Genomic DNA, 18,972 nt, shown 5'->3' with positions numbered 1-18,972 from the left:
TTAATATTTTTTATCAATTACATTGTTGTAGCTAAAGTAGCACAGATGCTTCCCTATAAACATACTTAACAGTCTAAGTGGGGAGGCTTTTTTGTTTGTACGATAATTTTATGTAAATATCAAAATTTTTTAGTCATGTTAAAGGAAGGTGTTTATATGAACTACGGTATAGCTTCAGGCCGCAGCATAAAAAATGAGTTTGCAGGGGTTAGGCCGCATATCGGCATAACATGCTTACTCCGCCTTTAAACTAATCGGATCAGAGGTGGGAGATATGGTATACGGCAAATTCATTATTTCAGGAGAGGATAAAAAAACTCTGGCATGTGTAAAAAATGCCCTTGTCTCCAGCGGACATATATTTATAGGATATTCCAAGGATTATTTCAATATATTGAGGCATATAAGAAATTCGACCCCGGAGCTTGTTGTTATTGATGTGGGGAAAGGCTTTAAGGATTTAAAGCAGACACTTGAAACTATTGATGAAGACCTACTGTGTGCGTGTGGTTTAATTCTGGATACAAGAAGTGACGATATATTTGAATTTATACAAAAATCCAGAGTGATGACTTATATAAGCAAGCCGGTTTTTGAAGAGGCAATAGTGCAGATAACTGATGCAGCGATGATAAATTATTCAAGGATTATCCAGTATGAGGAGAAGGTAAAAAAGCTGAATGAGACTCTTGAGAGCAGAAAGGCTGTCGAAAAGGCAAAATGGATATTGGTAGAGAAGGAAGGGCTTTCAGAAGCGGAAGCCTATGAAGTAATAAGAAAGAAAAGCCGCGATAACAGGATTCCCATGAAGAATATTGCAGAAGCACTGATTCTTACCAGGGGATAAAAACAGATGCTTAGGGATGCTTTTGAAAAATAATACAAAATGCAAGTTGAAAATGTGTAAATTGCATAAAAAAATAAATATTAAAAGAAATTTATAAAAAGTATTGCAATAATGCAGGAGAGATGATATAATCGGTTCATAAATTTTAATTTAGTTTTTTGAAGGAAGAGGATTCCGTGAAGAATCTTATACCTTCTGGGCATAGACGCCATTACTATACAATAGAAGTATAGTTTTGGGGTCTTTTTATTTTTTATAATGAAAAATATGTCAGGAAAGGAGTTTGTCTATGAAAAAATTGGAGATCATTACTAGGCCGGAGAAAATTGAGGACGTTAAAGAGGTAATGAATGAAGCAGGCACCTATGGCATGACTGTTACAATGGTTTCAGGCTGTGGAATGCAGAAGGGGAGGAAGGAAATATACAGAGGTACCGAGTACAGTATAAATTTGCTCCCTAAAATTAAAATTGAAGCAGTTGTTCCCGACGAGGCTGTCGAGGGGCTGATTCAGAAAATAACCGAAGCAGTGAGGACAGGGCAGGTCGGAGACGGCAAAATATTTGTTTACAACGTGGAGGATGCTGTAAGAATAAGAACCGGGACAAGAGGGAAGGACGCAATATAAAAGCTTTACAAAATATAAAGGGGAGTTGTATTTTTATGAAAAAGAGGATAATAGGTTTTATTATAGTTTTTGCGCTGTTGTTAATTCCTACCGTCGCTTTTGGGGCGGGGGAGGAGATAAATGACGCTACAGCCCTGGCGATTAACACGGTGTGGGTACTGCTGGCGGCGTTTTTAGTGTTCTTTATGCAGGCGGGTTTTGCTATGGTGGAAACGGGATTGACGAGAGCAAAGAATGCCAGCAACATAATAATGAAGAATTTAATGGATTTTTCAATAGGCTCACTGGCGTTTTATGCAATTGGATACGCATTCATGTTCGGAGCTGATCAGGGAGGATTTATAGGGCTTTCAGGCTTTTTCGGAACAGATACCGTGGACAGAGGGGTGCCTCTTGAGGCGTTTATGATATTCCAGACGGTGTTTGCTGCTACTGCCGCAACAATAGTATCCGGAGCTATGGCTGAAAGAACAAAGTTTTCTTCCTATATTATATATAGTGCCGCTATAACCTTAATAATATATCCTGTTGTAGGACACTGGATATGGGGCGGGGGCTGGCTATCAAACTTAGGAATGATTGATTTCGCCGGTTCTACCGTTGTACATTCGGTCGGAGGCTGGGCCGCGCTGGTAGGAGCTGCCACTCTCGGGCCCAGAGTCGGGAAATTCAACAAGAACGGAAAGCCCAATGCCATACCGGGCCACAGCATTACGCTTGCGGCACTGGGTGTATTCATCCTCTGGTTCGGATGGTTCGGTTTTAACCCCGGAAGTACATTGTCGGGTATTGACGCAAGCATAGGAACAATAGCGATGACTACGAATTTGTCGGCTGCAGCCGGAGCTGTTACCGTCATGATAATAACGTGGCTGCGCTATAAGAAGCCTGATGTCAGTATGACTTTGAACGGCGCGCTGGCAGGACTTGTTGCCATAACCGCGGGCTGCGCGTCGGTGAGTCTTCCCGGATCGATAGTTATAGGTGTGGTTGCAGGATTTGTGGTTGTATTCGGAATAGAGTTTATCGAAAAGGTTCTTAAAATTGACGACCCTGTTGGAGCAATCGGTGTTCATGGCTTTAGCGGTGCGGCAGGAACCATACTTGTCGGTTTGTTTGCCACTGAAGGCGGGCTGTTTTACGGAGGGGGCTTTGGGCTTCTGGGAGTTCAGGCTCTGGGTGTTATCACGGTAGCGGCCTGGGTGCTTGTAACTACATTCATACTGTTTAATGCTATTAAGGCTACCGTAGGCTTAAGAGTCAGCAAGGAGCATGAGGAAGGCGGACTTGACGTAAGCGAACACGGCTCGGAGGCATATGCCGACTTCCATATGAAGAGCGCCGACACTATATTATAGTGAACTATATTATAATTTGAGATGCAGGAGTATAGCACTGCGCTTTCATAAATTAGTTTGAAATTAAATTATTTTGATAAAATTATTGACAAAATGCAAGAGAAGTAGTATCATTGACTCATAATTCAATAATTGATATGAAGTTCCTTGAATGAATAAAATATCAAAAAGGCCTGGACGCCAAAATCAAATGATTTTGGCGTCCTTTTGTTTTAAAACTTTAAAAATATAAAAAATTGGAGGTATTTAATATGAGACAGGTAGCGATTTATGGAAAAGGCGGAATAGGGAAATCAACAACTACGCAGAATCTTACAGCAGGCTTGGGGGAAATGGGAAAGAACATAATGATAGTGGGATGCGACCCCAAGGCCGACTCTACAAGACTGGTGCTTCATGGATTAGCACAAAAAAGTGTGTTGGATACTTTAAGAGAAGAAGGGGAAGAGGTAGAGCTTGAGAATATTATGAAAACAGGCGCTTTTGGAATAAGGTGTGTTGAGTCAGGCGGACCTGAGCCCGGTGTCGGATGTGCGGGAAGAGGAATTATAACCTCCATTAACATGCTTGAGCAGCTTGGTGCTTATACCGATGATCTGGATTACGTATTCTATGATGTATTGGGTGACGTTGTCTGTGGTGGTTTTGCAATGCCGATAAGGGAAGGAAAGGCACAGGAAATATATATTGTTGCCAGCGGCGAGATGATGGCGTTATATGCTGCCAATAATATCTCTAAGGGAATTCAGAAATATGCAAATACAGGAGGATGCCGTTTGGGTGGAATCATATGCAACAGCAGAAAGGTTGACGGAGAAAAGGAGCTTTTGGAAGCATTTGCCAAAGAGCTGGGAAGCCAGTTGATCTATTTTGTACCCAGAGAAAATCTTGTACAAAGGGCGGAAATCAATAAGAAAACTGTAATTGACTTCGCACCTTCAGAACCTCAGGCTGATGCTTATAGGGGACTTGCCAGAGCAATTGATGGAAATGAAATGTTTGTTGTGCCAAAGCCTATGGTGCAGGACAGATTGGAAGAGATATTAATGGAACACGGTCTAATGGATATCTGATATCCACAGGTGGGTTGGCTGTGCAGACTGGATTCTTAATAAAAAATGAATTTGGAGGTTTGTGTGTATGTTGATGATAAGAGCAATTATAAGGCCTGAGAAGGTTGGGGTAGTATTGGCTGAATTAAGTGATGCAGGATTCCCTGCCGTTACAAAGATGGATGTAAGCGGGCGCGGCAAGCAGCGTGGAGTCAAAGTCGGAGATGTTTTTTATGATGAAATTCCCAAAGAAATGCTCATTATGGTTGTTAAGGATGAAGACAAGGACGATGTTGTGAAAATTATAATGAAAAATGCAAAAACAGGAGAAAAGGGTGCATTCGGTGACGGAAAAATATTTATAAGCCCTGTGGAAGAAGCATATACAATCAGTTCAGGAACAAATCAGCTTTAAGAGGGGGTAAGGTCATATGAAGGAAGTCATGGCTGTTATAAGAATGAACAAGGTTAATCAGACAAAAGAGGGTCTGGCAAAGGAAGGCTTTTTCTCTTTGAACTGTAGAAAGGTGCTGGGCAGGGGAAAGAAGAAGGTTAATTACGAGCTTATTCAGGACATTATTTCGGGAGGGGATGTTTCATCTCCTGCAGTAGCAGAATCCTTATCGGAAGGGCACAGGCTTATTCCCAAAAGACTTATCTCCATGATAGTGAAGGATGCGGATGTTAAGAAGGTTGTAGACGCTATCATTGACATTAACAAAACAGGCCATGCCGGTGACGGAAAAATATTTGTTATGCCTGTATTCGATTCTGTGAGGGTAAGAACAGGAGAAAACGGAGAAGAGGCAATATAGGAGGTTATATTATGAATGCGGTAGACATAAAGCAAAAAGTGTCAAAAACTCTGGAGCAGTATCCTGCTGCTGTGTTTAAAAATAGAAAGGATCATGTAATTGTTAAGGATTCCGAAGCGGATGTACAGATTATTACGGCAAACACCAGAACTGTTCCGGGGATTATAACAAACAGGGGATGCTGCTATGCGGGCTGTAAGGGTGTTGTTCTCGGCCCGTTAAGGGATGCTCTTATTATAACCCACGGACCTATAGGCTGTGGATACTACAGCTGGGGTACCAGAAGGCATAAAGGCAGGATAGACGGTGATGAGAAAAATTATTTAAGCTATTGCCTTTCCACTGATTTGCAGGAGGGGGACATTGTTTTCGGGGGAGATAAAAAGCTGAAGCAGGCTATAACGGAAGCGGTAGAGATATTCCATCCTGAAACAATAATGATTTGCTCCACATGTCCTGTCGGGCTTATCGGTGACGATATAAATGCCGATGCTGCATGGGCGCAGAAGGAATTCGGGATAAAGGTTCTTGCATTTAGCTGTGAGGGATATAAGGGAGTCAGCCAGTCGGGAGGACACCATATCGCAAACAACTCGCTGATCAAGCATGTTATAGGCACAGGAGAAAGAGCGGTTGGGAAATACTCGCTGAATATTCTGGGTGAGTACAACATAGGCGGAGACGGCTGGGAAGTTGAAAGGATAATGAAAAGGATAGGTTATGACATCGTTTCGGTTATGACGGGAAATGGGACTGTAAGAGACTTAAGCAATGCTCATCTGGCACATTTGAATGTAGTGCAGTGCCACAGATCCATAAACTATATAGGCGAAATGATGAATACAAAATACGGTCATGACTGGATAAAGGTTAATTTCATAGGTGTACAGTCTATGGCAAAGAGTCTCAGGGATATAGCGGCATATTTTGGAGATAAGGATCTTATTGACAGGACTGAAGAGGTTATTGCCGAGGAGATCTCGGAAATAAGCGACGCAATGGAATACTTCAGGAATATATGTCAGGGAAAAACCGCGGCATTATTTGTAGGAGGCTCCAGAGCTCATCATTATCAAATGCTTCTTAAGGATATAGGAGTGGAAACTGTACTCGCGGGATATGAATTCGGACACAGAGACGATTATGAGGGCCGTGAGGTTATTCCTACTATTAAAGCGGACGGAGACAGCAAAAACATAGAAAGCATAGAGGTTGAGCCAGATTCCAAGTATTACAGGGTATTCCTTTCACCTGAAAGAGTGATTGAGCTCAAGAATACTATAAATCTTAACGATTATCCCGGAATGATGAAGGGAATGTCTGACGGAAGCATTGTAATAGATGATTTGAACCACTACGAAACTGAAGAGTTTCTGAAAATATTAAAGCCTGATATTTTTTGCTCGGGAATAAAGGATAAGTATATTTCACATAAGGCGGGTGTTTTTTCCAAGCAGCTTCATTCATATGATTACAGCGGGCCTTATGCGGGATTTAAGGGTGCAGTTAATTTTGCGAGAGATATAGCTATGGGACTGACAACGCCTTCATGGAAGCTTATAACGCCTCCATGGAAGAAGGAACCTATGTTGGAAGGCACTATGGCAGTATAGGAGGAGGTAATTAAAAATGTTAGATTATACACCAAAGGAATATTCAAAAAGGGAGGCTCTCTCCATAAATCCTGCTAAGACCTGCCAGCCTGTAGGGGCTATGTATGCAGCGCTGGGAGTGAATAAATGTCTTCCGCACAGCCATGGCTCACAAGGGTGCTGCTCTTTCCACAGGATGTTTCTTACAAGGAATTTCAGAGATCCCATAATGGCTTCAACAAGCTCTTTTACAGAGGGTTCTGCTGTTTTCGGAGGAGGTTCCAATCTTAAGACTTCAATAAAGAATGTTTTTTCCATATATAACCCGGATATTCTTGCAGTACACACCACCTGTCTGTCCGAGACGATAGGTGACGACATGAACAGCCTTATATCAGGTACGCAGATCCCGGATGGAAAGATTGTAATTCATGCCAATACACCAAGCTATCAGGGCTCTCATATAACAGGCTTTTCAAATATGGTTAAGGGCTTTATAAAATACCTTGCGGCAAATACAAAAACTCCTAACGGAAAATTAAATGTCATACCGGGCTTTGTTAACCCTGCTGATATGAGAGAAATTAAAAGACTGCTTAAGGCGATGGGAGTGCCGTTTACGATGTTCCCCGATACAAGCGGCGTTATTGATGCACCTATGACAGGAAAGTTTGAAATGTATCCGGCCGGGGGCACTAAGGTAGACGACATCAAGGATTTGGGTAATTCCGAAGCGACACTTGCGCTTGGAAGCTTTGCTTCGGCAGAGGGTGCGTATGACCTTGAGAAAAAATGTAAGGTTCCGGCAAAGATACTGAAGACACCAATAGGAGTAAAAGCAACAGATGATTTCCTTATGGCGGTTGCAAAGTTGACTGGAAAAGAAATCCCTGCTGAGATTGAGGAAGAGCGCGGTCAGGTGGTTGATATAATGGTTGACTGCCACTACCACTACCATGGCAAGAAGGTTGCACTGTTCGGGGATCCCGACCTGCTGCTGGCTCTTACTGAGTTTACAATAAGCATGGGTATGATTCCTAAGTATGTTGTTACAGGCACGCCCGGAGATTCCTTTGAAAAGGAAATAAAGGCTATGATGGAGGAAGCGGGTATAGACGGAAAGGTTAAGGCATTGGGGGACCTGTTTACCCTTCAGCAGTGGATGAAGGAAGAGCCTGTGGATCTTCTTATGGGAGGAACGCATGGAAAATACATTGCAAGGGCTGAGGATGTGCCGTTTGTAAGAATCGGCTTCCCCATACTGGACAGAAGCGTCCACTCATATATGCCTATTACGGGCTATAAGGGCGCACTCAGAATTATTGAGCTTATAAGTAACGCGCTTCTCGACCGTCAGGAGAGAGATTGTGCGGATGAGGATTTGGAATTGATAATGTAATATGTTTTGCCCTCACTTTAGAAAAATACGTTATGTGCAGATAAAGTTCACATTTAACTCCTTTATTATAGTCCGTATTGCATATATGTAATTTTATCTTAAAGTGAGGGCGCTTTTAAAAGGGAGAGCGCTTTTAAAAGCGAGAGCTCTTTTAAAAGCGATAACCTTTTGGAAACAGAGAGGATATGATTGAAGGCGGGTGATTATTGTGGTTGACAGAGCTAATGATGGTATATTGGAGGAAAGAAGAACATCTATTTTTTGCAATTCCAAACAAAGCGGCTGTGAATTAAAATGTGAAAAGGACAGTCTGGCAGGCTCGGTCAGCCAGAGAGCCTGTGTATATTGTGGAGCGAGGGTTGTCTTAAACCCTATCACGGATGCTTTTCATATAGTCCATGGTCCCATAGGCTGTGCGAGCTATACATGGGATATAAGGGGAAGCCTTACCAGCGGTCCTGAGACCTTCAGGAACAGCTTTTCCACTGATTTAAGAGAAGATGACATAATTTTTGGGGGAGAAAAGAAGCTGGAGAAGGCAATAGATGAAATATGCGCACAATATTCCCCCAAGGTTATATTTATATATGCCACCTGTATAGTGGGCGTAATAGGTGATGATATAGAGGCTGTGTGCAAAAACGCTGAGGCAAGGCACGGCATAAGAGTTATACCTGTAAAATCAAGCGGATTTGCCGGAAACAAATCCATGGGCTATAAGGCTGCCGGAAAAGCCTTAATGAAGCTTATGGACGGGCCAAAGCAAATTAAAAATGAAAAAGAAGACAATAAAAACTTTAACATAAATTTTCTTGGGGATTTTAATCTGGCAGGAGAGATTTGGATAACGACGGGCTATTTAAAGCAAATGGGAATAGAAATCAATGCCAGGTTTACGGGAGACTCAAGATGTGAGGAAATAATGAAGGCTCCCGAAGCCTCATTGAATATAGTGCAGTGTGCGGGGTCTATGACGAGCCTTGCAAAGGAGATGGAGGAAAAGTACGGAATACCTTATATAAAGGTGAGCTTTTTCGGACTTGAGGATATCAGGCATTCGCTTATGAGCATTGCGGAGTATACTAAAGACCCCGATATCATAGAAAGAACAGAAAAGTTGATTTTTATAGAAGAACTAAAGGTGCAGGCGGAGCTCAGGAAGTACAGCAGCAGACTGGAGGGCAAAAAGGCTGCCATATATGTCGGAGGAGGCTTTAAGGCCATATCCTTAATCAAGCAGTTTGCGGATTTAGGAATAAGGACTGTCATGGTAGGTACTCAAACGGGCAGGAAGGATGAGTATGACATTATAAGAGAAATAGCTGAGGAAGGCACTGTAATCCTTGATGATACAAATCCTGCCGAGCTTGAAAAATTTATAAAGGAAAAAGGCGCGGATATACTGGTTGGAGGAGTAAAGGAACGGCCTTTGGCATATAAGCTGGGTGTGGCCTTCTGCGATCACAATCATGAGAGAAAGCACCCTCTGTGCGGATACGAAGGCGCGGTTAATTTTGCAAAAGAAATAGATATGACTATTAACAGCCCGGTGTGGCGTTACGTATAGATTAAAGAGAATGAATACTGCGGCGGAAGCGGCAGGACGCAAAGGGAAGGAAGAGGAAAGGAGGAGGAATTCATGAAAAACAGGAATTTTACAAACCTCAATATAAATCCATGTAAGGTATGTATGCCCATGGGAGCGGTAATGGCATTTAAAGGGATAGAAAACAGTATGGTAATGCTTCATGGCTCTCAAGGGTGCAGCACTTACATCAGAAGGCATATGGCGGGACACTATAATGAGCCCATTGATATAGCTTCCTCTTCTCTTAATGAGGAGGGCACGGTATACGGAGGAGAAAAAAACCTCAAGAAGGGCCTCAAAAACCTGATAGAGCTTTACAATCCCGATGTGATAGGAGTTGCTACCACATGTCTCGCTGAGACTATCGGAGAGGACATTAAAAGAATTACTTCAGAGTTTGCCGAAAGTGAAGGACTTGAAAAGGACAGGATAATTCCGATGTCCACGGCGGGATATGGAGGCACGGGGTTTGAGGGGTATTTTTCAGCGCTGCTGAGCATTGTGAAAAGCATTGCAAAGGACAGCAGGCCTAACGGTAAAATTAATGTTATAGTGGGAAATGTAAGCCCGGGGGATGTAAGAAATATAAAGGATATTTTAGACAGCTTCTCTATAGATTATATTATTTTACCCGATATATCCGATACTCTGGATTCTCCATACTCAAAGGAATACAGCCGTATTCCCAAGGGCGGCACCAGGCTGGAGGATATAAGAAGGATGGCTGGAAGCTCTGCCACTATAGAGCTTGGAGTTACAATCCCCGAGGCACTCTCGCCGGGGCAGTACCTTTTGTCAGCCTATAATGTGCCTCTGTATAAATGCCCCATCCCTATGGGAATTGAGAACACCGATTTATTTGTAAATATATTGTCCCAGCTATCCGGAAGACCGGTTCCTGAAAGGCTTGTATCGGAACGCGGGCGTATGCTGGACGGAATGATTGATTCACATAAGTATAACGGCGAGGGAAGAGCGGTAATTTACGGAGAGCCTGAGCTTGTATACGCTGTAGGAAGGCTGTGCTTTGAAAACGGTATAAAGCCTGTGCTTATAGCTACAGGCTCACAGAATGGAGAAATAAAGCAGCTTTTTAAGGAGTATTTTTCCAAAAACGGAATGAGCCCCGACGAAGAAGGCAAGAATGGGGACTTTCCTTTGATAATTGATGATACCGACTTTGAAACCATTCAGGACTATTCTGTAAAGCTTGAGGCTAACATCCTTATAGGAAACTCCGATGGTAAAATAATTACCGAGAAGGAAGGAATTCCGCTTGTAAGAATCGGCTTCCCTATCCACGACAGAATGGGGGGGCAAAGACAGGTATATACAGGGTATAACGGATCTATGAGGCTTATAGACGATATAACAAATACTCTTCTGGAAAATAAATATGAAGGATATAGAAAGAGAATGTACAGCAAGTATTACCAGCCAGAAAATCAGGTTCAGCCGGCTAATGACAGCAGAACTGCCGATATAGACAAAAAAACCCAAAGCCACCCCTGCTACAGCAGCGGAGCAGCATGTTCAAACGCGAGGATGCATATCCCGGTTGCTCCTGCGTGCAATATATCCTGCAACTATTGCAACAGGAAGTTTGACTGTGTGAATGAAAGCAGGCCGGGAGTTACAAGCGAGGTTCTCACACCGGAGCAGGCGGCTGAAAAATTTGTGATGGTAAAGAGCAAGCTCAAGAATCTAAAGGTAATTGGAATTGCAGGTCCCGGAGACGCTCTGGCCAATTTCTCAAACACAAAAAAATCCATAGAGCTTATAAAGAAGCTTGACCCCGACATAACCTTCTGCCTTTCTACAAACGGGCTGATGCTTCCATACTATGCCGAGGAATTGATAGCCTTAGGGGTATCTCATGTCACAATTACAATTAATACAATAGACCCGACAATAGGAGCAAAAATCTACCGTGAGATAAATTTCATGGGAATGAAGCTGTATGGCGAGCAGGCGGCAAAGCTTCTGCTTGACAACCAGCTTATAGGGCTAAGAATGCTGTCCTCAAGGGGTATTGTCTGCAAGGTCAATATTGTCATGATAAAGGGAGTTAATGACAGCCATATTCCCGAGGTTGTAAAAAAGGTTAAGGAATGCGGTGCCTTTATGACCAATATAATGCCACTTATTCCTGCCAGCGGAAGTGTTTTTGAGAATATGGAGCTTACAAACAACAGGGATCTTACTGAGATGAGGAAAAAATGCGAGGTAGATTTAAAGCAAATGTATCACTGCAAGCAATGCCGTGCCGATGCCATAGGAATTCTGGGAGAGGATGTCCACGGGGAGTTTGAGAGGAACAGCTGCAAGGGCTGTGCCCCTGCTCCTGCCGAGGCCGGCCGTAAGGAGACGGTGTATCTGTTTGCCGTTGCCAGCAAAAGCGGTATTATGATTGACCAGCATTTTGGACACGCTGAGGAATTTTATATATATGAGAGCAGGGATTCTAAAATAAAGCTGTTGGAAAAGAGAAATGTTGATAAGTATTGCAGCGAAAGTGAATGTGACAGTGAGGAATCAAAAATTGAAAAAACCATAAAGGCTATTGAGGATTGCAACGCGGTGCTGGTTCTTCGCATAGGTTACCGCCCTGCTAAAGCACTTGAGGAAAAGGGCATAAGTGTAATCCAGACCTGTGAAAGAATAGAGGCGGGAATCAGGCAGGCAGTAAAGGAAATAGAAGAGGCAAGGGTTGTGCTTGGAGCAAGGAGCTAGCACTATAAATTTTATATAAATTATCTTAAGAATAAACAAAAATAAAAGGAAAAGGAGAATTTATTATGCAAAAACCGCAATATCATGTTTTTGTCTGTACCAGCTCAAGAATTAACGGACAGCAGAAGGGGTACTGTTTCTCAAAGGAAGGGGTGGATATTGTACAGCGTTTTATGGAGGAGGTTGACGAAAGAGCGCTTCAGGACACAGTAATGATTACCAATACAGGATGCTTTGGAATATGCAGCTCAGGCCCTATTGTTGTTGTTTATCCCGAAGGAGTATGGTATAAAGAAGTGACACCCGATGATGTGGCAGAGATTGTGGAATCCCATTTTGAGAACGGACAGAAGGTGGAAAGGCTGGAGATTAAATAAGGGCCTTAAGCTCTTAAGAGAGTAGGTGATTGTATTGCCGCTTAAAATTAATGACAGCAGCTCATTGACAATAATTGACCGTACACTTCCTGAGATATATATGTCTGAGGTTAAGATGAGCAGGCTTGATATAATTGACCTCTGTTGGGCATTAAAAGACATAGGTGTGGACTTGATAGAAATAAACCGCGATATTTGTGCAAAGGTGGGCAAGCTTCCCGCCGGGATAGATTTTTTGCTGCGAGTTCGCAAGCGGGAGGATTTGCATGTGCTCCAAAAGGCCTCTATACGCAGTTGCATTATAGGCGAAGAACAGATGTCGGACAGTAAGCTGATGGAAGAGCTTAAATCAACGGGAGTCAGTGTTTCTCTTGAATACAGGGTGGACACCGTTCAGGAGCTTTTAATGGCGTGCAAGAGTGGGCTTGACAAGGGGATAAGCCGCCTGAGGATATTGGGCCTGAGCAGAATCAGCTCTTTTAAGTGGATTGAGGCTATAAAGGAAATTAGCACGCTGTATGGCGGGGGTGTGGACATCTGTGCTGAAAACAGTCTGTATTGCGCCACTGCCCTGACGGTGGAGGGAGCTATGAATGGTGCGGGAAGCGTAACTGCTTCCTTTTCAGGCTATGGAGGGGAAAATGGCTTTGCCGCTTTAGAAGAGGTGCTTGCATCCATTAAAACCATTATCGATCCGTACACCAGACTGGATTTAAAAAAGCTGCCCAACCTCAAAAAAAAGTTTACGCATATAACAGGGCGTTCAGTATCGGGCATTAAGCCTGTAATAGGCAGGGATATATTTAAATATGAGTCAGGCATTCATGCCGACGGCATAGGGAAAAACCCTCTTACCTATGAGCCCTTCGACCCGGCTATGGTAGGCCAGCAAAGAAGGCTGGTGATTGGAAAGCATTCGGGGAAAAAGTCTGTTATGCATAAGCTTAAGGAGCTTGGAATCACCTTGGGGTTGGAGGAGCTTGATGTTCTGCTTCAGATTGTAAAAGACAGAAGCGTTGAAATGAAAAGAAGCTTAGATGATATTGAAATTATACGCATATGCACAGCCGGGGGGTTGGAGGCTTGGGAGTTGAAATTGTAGATACAACGCTTAGAGACGGAGAACAAAAGGCAGGAATTGCCTTTGCGCCTGAGGAGAAGATAAGAATTGCCTCTATGCTGGACGAATTGGGGATATATCAAATTGAAGCGGGCATACCTGCAATGGGAGGGCATGAGAAAAGAAGCATAGCAAGAATTGCCGGTATGGGCTTAAAAAGCAAAATATCCACATGGAGCAGAATGAATAAAAATGATATAAATCAGGCTCTGGAATGCGGTGCTGAGATTATTCATATTTCGGTGCCGTGTTCCGATATCCAGATATTTTCTAAGCTCAACAAAAGCAGGGAATGGGTTATAGATAATATGAAAAGCTGCATAGCTTATGCCGCCGGAGGGTGCTCGGAGGTAACAATAGGGATGGAGGATGCATCAAGAGCGGATTTTAAGTTTTTGATGCAGGTAATGGCTGCCGCGCTGGAAAATGGGGTAAAAAGAGTGCGATATGCCGATACTGTGGGTGTGTTGTACAGGCAGAGGATCTATAATGAAATTGTAAAAATAAGGAATGAGCTTGATGTGGAAATTGAAATGCACGCACACAATGATCTGGGCATGGCGGTGGCAAACTCAATTGCCGCGGCGAAAGCAGGTGCGCGTTATATAGACTGCACAATCGGAGGCATAGGAGAGAGAGCGGGAAATTGCAGCTATAATCAGTTCATAGAGGCGGCGCGGGAGCACATGGGTATCTTTCAAAATATAGATTTGAACAGGGCTATGGAAATTCAAGCGGATATTATGAAAATAATTTACAGATAAAAAAATCCTTTAAAAAATTTTTATTTTTATAGAGGATTTTTTTATTTAATGTAGAATATAATATATATAATAATGCAATCGTGTGCATGGATAATTTAACCTGTCAGGATAGTTCCATATGAGGCGGTTAATTTATGCTGCTGTTACGAAATGGAGATAGGAAATGTCTGTTACTGTGAAGGATGTTGCAAGACATGCGGAAGTATCCGCATCCACTGTATCGAGGGTAATAAATGATGACCCGAGAATAAGTGAAAAAACTAAGCGCAGGGTAATGGAGAGTATAAAAATACTCCGATACAAAATTAATAATATTGCGAGAAGCTTAAAGACTAACAGGACACATTCCATAGGCTTCATATGCCCAGAGCTGCCAAACGCATTTTTTATGGGCATTGCCGGAAGCATTGAGGAGGAGCTTGGCAAGCATGGATATAGCATAATAATATGCGGTTCAAATGAAAATGTCGTGAAGGAAGAGGAAAGAATAAACCTGCTCAGGGAAAAATGCGTTGACGGAATTATTGTTATACCGGCATCGGATGAGGGAAAGCATTTTAATCAGCTTAAGGAATCAGGTATGCCGCTTGTTCTTGTGGACAGGTTGGTTAATAATATTGTAGCGGATGCGGTGCTTGTGGATAATGTAAACGGAAGCTATAGCGCCATAGAGTACCTTATTGGAAAGGGAATAAAAAGAATAGGCTTTATTGGCGGAGACATGAGGCTTACATCGGCAAAGGAGCGCTATGAAGGCTATATAAGGGCTTTAAATGATTATTGCGTACCTATTGAGGAGCAGATTATAAAATTCGGAGACTTTCATGTGGAAAGCGGATATAAGGCTATGGCTTCTTTAATGGCTCTTCGGGAAAGCCCGCATAACATATTTATATCTAATTATTTTATGCATGTGGGAGCAGTAAAATATTTGATTGAGAATGCCGGTGCCTTAAGCCATGAGGTATCCATTTCAAATTTTGACGACATGGAGCTGTCGTCTATACTGGGGTTTTCAGGTGTGAGAATAAGACAGCCGGTAGGAGAAATAGGCATCAATGCGGCAAGGCTCATATTGCAGATAATTAATAAGGGAGTGGGGGACAGTCCCCAGATTGTGCGTTTAAAAACTTTTTTGATAACATAGACTTCAGAGATCCCGCCATACTTTATACAGAATAGAGCGGGATAGCTTTTAAAAAACCATGCAATCGAGTGCATAATTTAAACTGTAGGAGCTATAAAAAATTAATTTTGTGCAAATCATATGCAAGAATAAAAAATACAGGAGGATTATAACGAGATGTCTAACATTAAAGAAATGAAGGTAAACGAACCGGTAAACAGATTGGTAGGAGGGCTTGCAAAGGTTGGCATACGCCCCGCGATTGACGGCAGGAGAAGAGGCATAAGGGAATCGCTTGAGGAGCAAACCATGAATATGGCGAAGGCTGCTGCACGGCTTATCTCCGAAAATCTGAGGCATTCAAACGGGATGCCTGTTGAGTGTGTAATTGCCGATACCTGTATAGGTGGAGTTGCAGAAGCGGCAAAATGCGCTGAGAAGTTTAAGCTTGAGGGAGTGGGAGTTTCCCTTACGGTTACACCTTGCTGGTGCTACGGTTCTGAAACAATGGATATGGACCCACATATGCCCAAAGCGGTATGGGGCTTTAACGGCACGGAGCGTCCGGGAGCTGTTTATCTTGCCGCGGTACTTGCGGCACACAACCAGAAGGGCATACCTGCCTTCGGGATATATGGAAAGGATGTTCAGGATTCGGGATATGCCAGCATTCCTGAAGATGTGGCGCAAAAGCTGCTTCAGTTTGCAAAGGCCGGAATCGCCGTGGCGGATATGAGAGGGAAATCGTATTTGTCAATGGGGTCCGTTTCAATGGGAATTGCAGGATCGATTGTCAACGAGCAGTTCTTTCAGGACTATCTTGGAATGAGAAACGAATATGTTGATATGTCGGAGCTTATAAGGAGAATAGAAGAAGAAGTATATGATGAGGAAGAATTCCAGAGGGCATTGAAGTGGGCAAAGGAAAACTGCATAGAGGGAGCCGATAATAATGCCCCCGGCGTTCAGTTTTCGAGGAGTGAGAAGGATAAGCAGTGGGAGACGGTAGTCAAAATGGCTATTATCGCAAGGGATTTGATGATTGGCAATCCAAGGCTTGCAGAAAAAGGCTTTGGAGAAGAGGCGTTAGGACATAACGCAATTGCATCGGGCTTTCAAGGGCAGAGACATTGGACGGATCACTTCCCTAACGGCGACTTTATGGAGGCTATTCTTAATTCATCCTTTGACTGGAACGGAATTAGAGAGGCGTTTGTGGTTGCAACTGAGAATGACAGCTTGAACGGTATCTCTATGCTTTTAGGACATCTTCTTACGAATACCGCACAGGTATTTGCGGATGTAAGAACCTATTGGAGCCCCGATGCTGTTAAGCGTGTTACAGGAAAGGAGCTTACAGGGCTTGCGGAAAATGGTATAATACATCTTATAAACTCAGGGGCCGCTGCACTTGACGGCTCAGGGAAGCAGATGATTGATGGAAAGCCCGCCATGAAGCCATACTGGGATATTACGCCTTCAGAAGCGGGAAAATGCCTTGATGCCACATCATGGAGACCTGCGAGTGTGGAATATTTCAGAGGGGGCGGTTTTTCATCCCGTTTCATGACTGACGGGGGAATGCCTGTAACCATGTTCAGAATCAACCTCATAAAGGGCTTAGGCCCTGTGCTTCAGATAGCGGAAGGATATTCGGTAGAGCTTCCCGAGGGTGTAGGAGAAATAATTGATAAGAGAACCGATCCCACATGGCCCACAACGTGGTTTGCTCCCATTATCACAGGCAAGGGGGCCTTTAAGGATGTATATTCGGTAATGGCAAAATGGGGTGCCAATCATGGAGTGTTCAGCTATGGACATATAGGCTCGGAGCTTATAACGCTTGCATCCATGCTTAGGATTCCGGTGTGTATGCACAATGTACCCGAGGAAAAGATTTTTAGGCCAAGCATGTGGGACGCATTTGGAATGGATATTGAAGGAGCCGATTACAGGGCGTGCGAAAGCCTTGGACCGTTATATTCAAAATAACACCTGTGTATAAAATTATAAGTATATAACTTTGACAGGAGGGATTTGGTGGAGGATGCTGTAAAAATGCTGGCCTTTGATTTTGGTGCCAGCAGTGGAAGGGCTATGCTTGGAACGCTTCGCAAGGGGCATTTGGAGATCCGGGAAATTCACAGGTTTTCAAATGATGCCGTAAATGTGTCGGGGAACCTGCATTGGGACACCTTAAGGCTTCTGTATGAGATAAAGCAGGGGATACTTAAATGCGTCAACGGCGGGGACAGCGATATAGCCTCAATAGCCATAGACACATGGGGAGTTGACTTCGGGCTGCTGGATGAAAGAGGAGAGCTTATAGGCAACCCGTATCATTACAGGGACAAGCGGACCCTGGGGATGATGGAGAAGGTTTTTGAAATAATACCCAAAGAGCAATTATACATGAAAACGGGAATACAGCTTATGGAGCTCAACACTGTTTTCCAGCTGTTCTCGATGATACATGGCGGATCTGCCCAGATGCAGCAAGCAAAAACATTACTCCTTACACCTGATTTATTCAATTATTTTCTGACGGGGGTAAAGGCTACGGAATACAGCATTGCAAGCACCACTCAGCTTTTAGACCCCTTAAAAAAGCAATGGTGCGGGGAAATAATACAAAAGCTTGGCATTCCCCGCGATATTTTTACCGATATAGTTATGCCGGGGACTGTGATAGGCAATCTGTCGGCAGAAATATGTGATGAGCTTGGAGTTAAGCCTATTCCTGTAATAGCAGCGGCGGGACATGACACTCAGGCGGCTGTGGCATCGGTGCCTGCGTGCGGGGAGGACTTTGCTTATATAAGCTGCGGTACGTGGTCTTTGATGGGAGTGGAGACTGACAGCCCGATACTTAATGATAAAAGCTTTTCCATGTCATTTACCAATGAGGGCGGAATTGACAATAAAATCACCTTCCTTAAAAATATAATGGGGCTATGGCTTATACAGGAATGTAAAAGACAGTGGGACAGAGAAGGCAAGAATTTGGGCTTTGCGGCAATGGAGAGCATGGCGAGGGAGGCCGGGCCTGTGTCGTGCTTTATTGACCCCGATGACCGGCTTTTTGTTTCACCCGGCAATATGCCGGAAAGGATAAAGAGGTATTGCTGTGATACAGGGCAATATGTCCCTCAAAGCGTAGGAGAGGTGGTAATGTGCATATGCCAGAGCCTGGCTCTTAAATACAGAATGACAGTGGAAAGCCTTGAGGATGTGCTTGGAAGAAAGCTGCCGGTAATACATATGGTAGGAGGCGGTATAAAGGACAAGCTTTTGTGCAGCCTTACAGCCGATGTGACGGGAAGAGAGGTCATAGCAGGTCCCGTAGAGGCTACATCAGTGGGCAATCTTGTCATACAGGCAATGGCGCTTGGGAAAGTAAAAAATCTCAAGGAGGCAAGGAGGATAGTCGGAGCTTCCTTTCCTACAGAGGTATTCAAGCCTCGGGACAGCCAAATGTGGGACCGTCCCTATGAAGCATTTAAAAACATTATAAGGTAAAGGAAAGCGGGAGAATGTCAGAGTAAGCTTTGTCTTCTCCTGCTTTTTTGTAAA

General features: G+C 43.5%; 16 protein-coding genes. All 16 read left to right on the top strand.

Annotated features, from left to right (window positions below; translation table 11 throughout):
* Window positions 1-274: 274 nt before the first annotated feature.
* The 16 genes from DFR58_RS15680 to DFR58_RS15605 all read left to right on the top strand — a co-directional run bounded on the left by DFR58_RS15680 (window position 275) and on the right by DFR58_RS15605 (window position 18,918).
* Entirely contained in the window at window positions 275-847 is a 573-nt protein-coding gene (locus tag DFR58_RS15680; protein WP_114298800.1) for an ANTAR domain-containing response regulator, read from the top strand.
* A gap of 289 nt (window positions 848-1,136) precedes the next feature.
* Entirely contained in the window at window positions 1,137-1,475 is a 339-nt protein-coding gene (locus tag DFR58_RS15675; RefSeq protein WP_114298799.1) for a P-II family nitrogen regulator, read from the top strand.
* A 35-nt stretch (window positions 1,476-1,510) separates the two neighbouring features.
* Window positions 1,511-2,833, top strand: a complete 1,323-nt coding sequence (locus tag DFR58_RS15670; protein ID WP_114298798.1) for an ammonium transporter — start codon at window positions 1,511-1,513, stop codon at window positions 2,831-2,833.
* Between the two features lie 251 nt (window positions 2,834-3,084).
* On the top strand, window positions 3,085-3,906 hold the full coding sequence (nifH, locus tag DFR58_RS15665; protein WP_114298797.1) for a nitrogenase iron protein: 822 nt from the start codon (window positions 3,085-3,087) through the stop codon (window positions 3,904-3,906).
* Between the two features lie 67 nt (window positions 3,907-3,973).
* The gene (locus tag DFR58_RS15660) at window positions 3,974-4,300 is read left to right on the top strand and encodes a P-II family nitrogen regulator (protein WP_114298796.1); all 327 of its coding nucleotides are present in this window, start codon (window positions 3,974-3,976) and stop codon (window positions 4,298-4,300) included.
* A 16-nt stretch (window positions 4,301-4,316) separates the two neighbouring features.
* On the top strand, window positions 4,317-4,700 hold the full coding sequence (locus DFR58_RS15655; RefSeq protein ID WP_114298795.1) for a P-II family nitrogen regulator: 384 nt from the start codon (window positions 4,317-4,319) through the stop codon (window positions 4,698-4,700).
* An 11-nt stretch (window positions 4,701-4,711) separates the two neighbouring features.
* Window positions 4,712-6,313: a nitrogenase component I subunit alpha gene (locus tag DFR58_RS15650; RefSeq protein WP_114298794.1), complete on the top strand. Its 1,602-nt coding sequence runs from the start codon at window positions 4,712-4,714 to the stop codon at window positions 6,311-6,313.
* A 16-nt stretch (window positions 6,314-6,329) separates the two neighbouring features.
* On the top strand, window positions 6,330-7,691 hold the full coding sequence (gene nifK / locus DFR58_RS15645; protein ID WP_114298793.1) for a nitrogenase molybdenum-iron protein subunit beta: 1,362 nt from the start codon (window positions 6,330-6,332) through the stop codon (window positions 7,689-7,691).
* Between the two features lie 208 nt (window positions 7,692-7,899).
* Window positions 7,900-9,258 carry a nitrogenase iron-molybdenum cofactor biosynthesis protein NifE gene (gene nifE, locus DFR58_RS15640; RefSeq protein WP_479722747.1) on the top strand — a complete coding sequence of 453 codons (1,359 nt, stop codon included), beginning with the start codon at window positions 7,900-7,902 and terminating at the stop codon, window positions 9,256-9,258.
* A gap of 72 nt (window positions 9,259-9,330) precedes the next feature.
* Window positions 9,331-12,012: a nitrogenase cofactor biosynthesis protein NifB gene (gene nifB, locus DFR58_RS15635; RefSeq protein WP_114298791.1), complete on the top strand. Its 2,682-nt coding sequence runs from the start codon at window positions 9,331-9,333 to the stop codon at window positions 12,010-12,012.
* Between the two features lie 65 nt (window positions 12,013-12,077).
* The gene (locus DFR58_RS15630; RefSeq protein ID WP_114298790.1) at window positions 12,078-12,389 is read left to right on the top strand and encodes a 2Fe-2S ferredoxin; all 312 of its coding nucleotides are present in this window, start codon (window positions 12,078-12,080) and stop codon (window positions 12,387-12,389) included.
* Window positions 12,390-12,423: 34 nt separating this feature from the next.
* Window positions 12,424-13,491, top strand: a complete 1,068-nt coding sequence (locus tag DFR58_RS15625) for a homocitrate synthase/isopropylmalate synthase family protein (protein WP_147273193.1) — start codon at window positions 12,424-12,426, stop codon at window positions 13,489-13,491.
* Entirely contained in the window at window positions 13,473-14,273 is an 801-nt protein-coding gene (locus DFR58_RS15620; RefSeq protein ID WP_114298788.1) for a homocitrate synthase, read from the top strand. Before DFR58_RS15625 ends, DFR58_RS15620 begins: the two co-directional genes overlap by 19 nt.
* A gap of 163 nt (window positions 14,274-14,436) precedes the next feature.
* Window positions 14,437-15,420 (top strand): LacI family DNA-binding transcriptional regulator, encoded by a 984-nt coding sequence (locus DFR58_RS15615; RefSeq protein WP_114298787.1) that lies wholly within the window; start codon window positions 14,437-14,439, stop codon window positions 15,418-15,420.
* 156 nt (window positions 15,421-15,576) lie between these two features.
* Window positions 15,577-17,391: an L-fucose isomerase gene (locus DFR58_RS15610; protein WP_114298786.1), complete on the top strand. Its 1,815-nt coding sequence runs from the start codon at window positions 15,577-15,579 to the stop codon at window positions 17,389-17,391.
* A 66-nt stretch (window positions 17,392-17,457) separates the two neighbouring features.
* Complete coding sequence (locus DFR58_RS15605) at window positions 17,458-18,918, top strand: rhamnulokinase (protein ID WP_114298861.1); 1,461 nt, start codon at window positions 17,458-17,460, stop codon at window positions 18,916-18,918.
* The last annotated feature ends 54 nt before the right edge of the window (window positions 18,919-18,972 follow it).

The organism is Anaerobacterium chartisolvens, from assembly GCF_003337415.1.
In the GTDB taxonomy this organism is placed as follows: domain Bacteria; phylum Bacillota; class Clostridia; order Acetivibrionales; family DSM-27016; genus Anaerobacterium; species Anaerobacterium chartisolvens.
Note: the sequence above shows the minus strand (reverse complement) of the source record. Positions and strands in the feature narration are given on the sequence as shown.

Coding starts and splice junctions, on each gene's coding strand:
- nifB (WP_114298791.1), top strand. CDS start 9,331: ATGAAAAACAGGAATTTTACAAACCTCAATATAAATCCATGTAAGGTA.
- DFR58_RS15615 (WP_114298787.1), top strand. CDS start 14,437: ATGTCTGTTACTGTGAAGGATGTTGCAAGACATGCGGAAGTATCCGCA.
- DFR58_RS15660 (WP_114298796.1), top strand. CDS start 3,974: ATGTTGATGATAAGAGCAATTATAAGGCCTGAGAAGGTTGGGGTAGTA.
- DFR58_RS15675 (WP_114298799.1), top strand. CDS start 1,137: ATGAAAAAATTGGAGATCATTACTAGGCCGGAGAAAATTGAGGACGTT.
- DFR58_RS15605 (WP_114298861.1), top strand. CDS start 17,458: ATGCTGGCCTTTGATTTTGGTGCCAGCAGTGGAAGGGCTATGCTTGGA.
- DFR58_RS15670 (WP_114298798.1), top strand. CDS start 1,511: ATGAAAAAGAGGATAATAGGTTTTATTATAGTTTTTGCGCTGTTGTTA.
- nifK (WP_114298793.1), top strand. CDS start 6,330: ATGTTAGATTATACACCAAAGGAATATTCAAAAAGGGAGGCTCTCTCC.
- DFR58_RS15655 (WP_114298795.1), top strand. CDS start 4,317: ATGAAGGAAGTCATGGCTGTTATAAGAATGAACAAGGTTAATCAGACA.
- nifH (WP_114298797.1), top strand. CDS start 3,085: ATGAGACAGGTAGCGATTTATGGAAAAGGCGGAATAGGGAAATCAACA.
- DFR58_RS15680 (WP_114298800.1), top strand. CDS start 275: ATGGTATACGGCAAATTCATTATTTCAGGAGAGGATAAAAAAACTCTG.
- DFR58_RS15630 (WP_114298790.1), top strand. CDS start 12,078: ATGCAAAAACCGCAATATCATGTTTTTGTCTGTACCAGCTCAAGAATT.
- DFR58_RS15610 (WP_114298786.1), top strand. CDS start 15,577: ATGTCTAACATTAAAGAAATGAAGGTAAACGAACCGGTAAACAGATTG.
- DFR58_RS15650 (WP_114298794.1), top strand. CDS start 4,712: ATGAATGCGGTAGACATAAAGCAAAAAGTGTCAAAAACTCTGGAGCAG.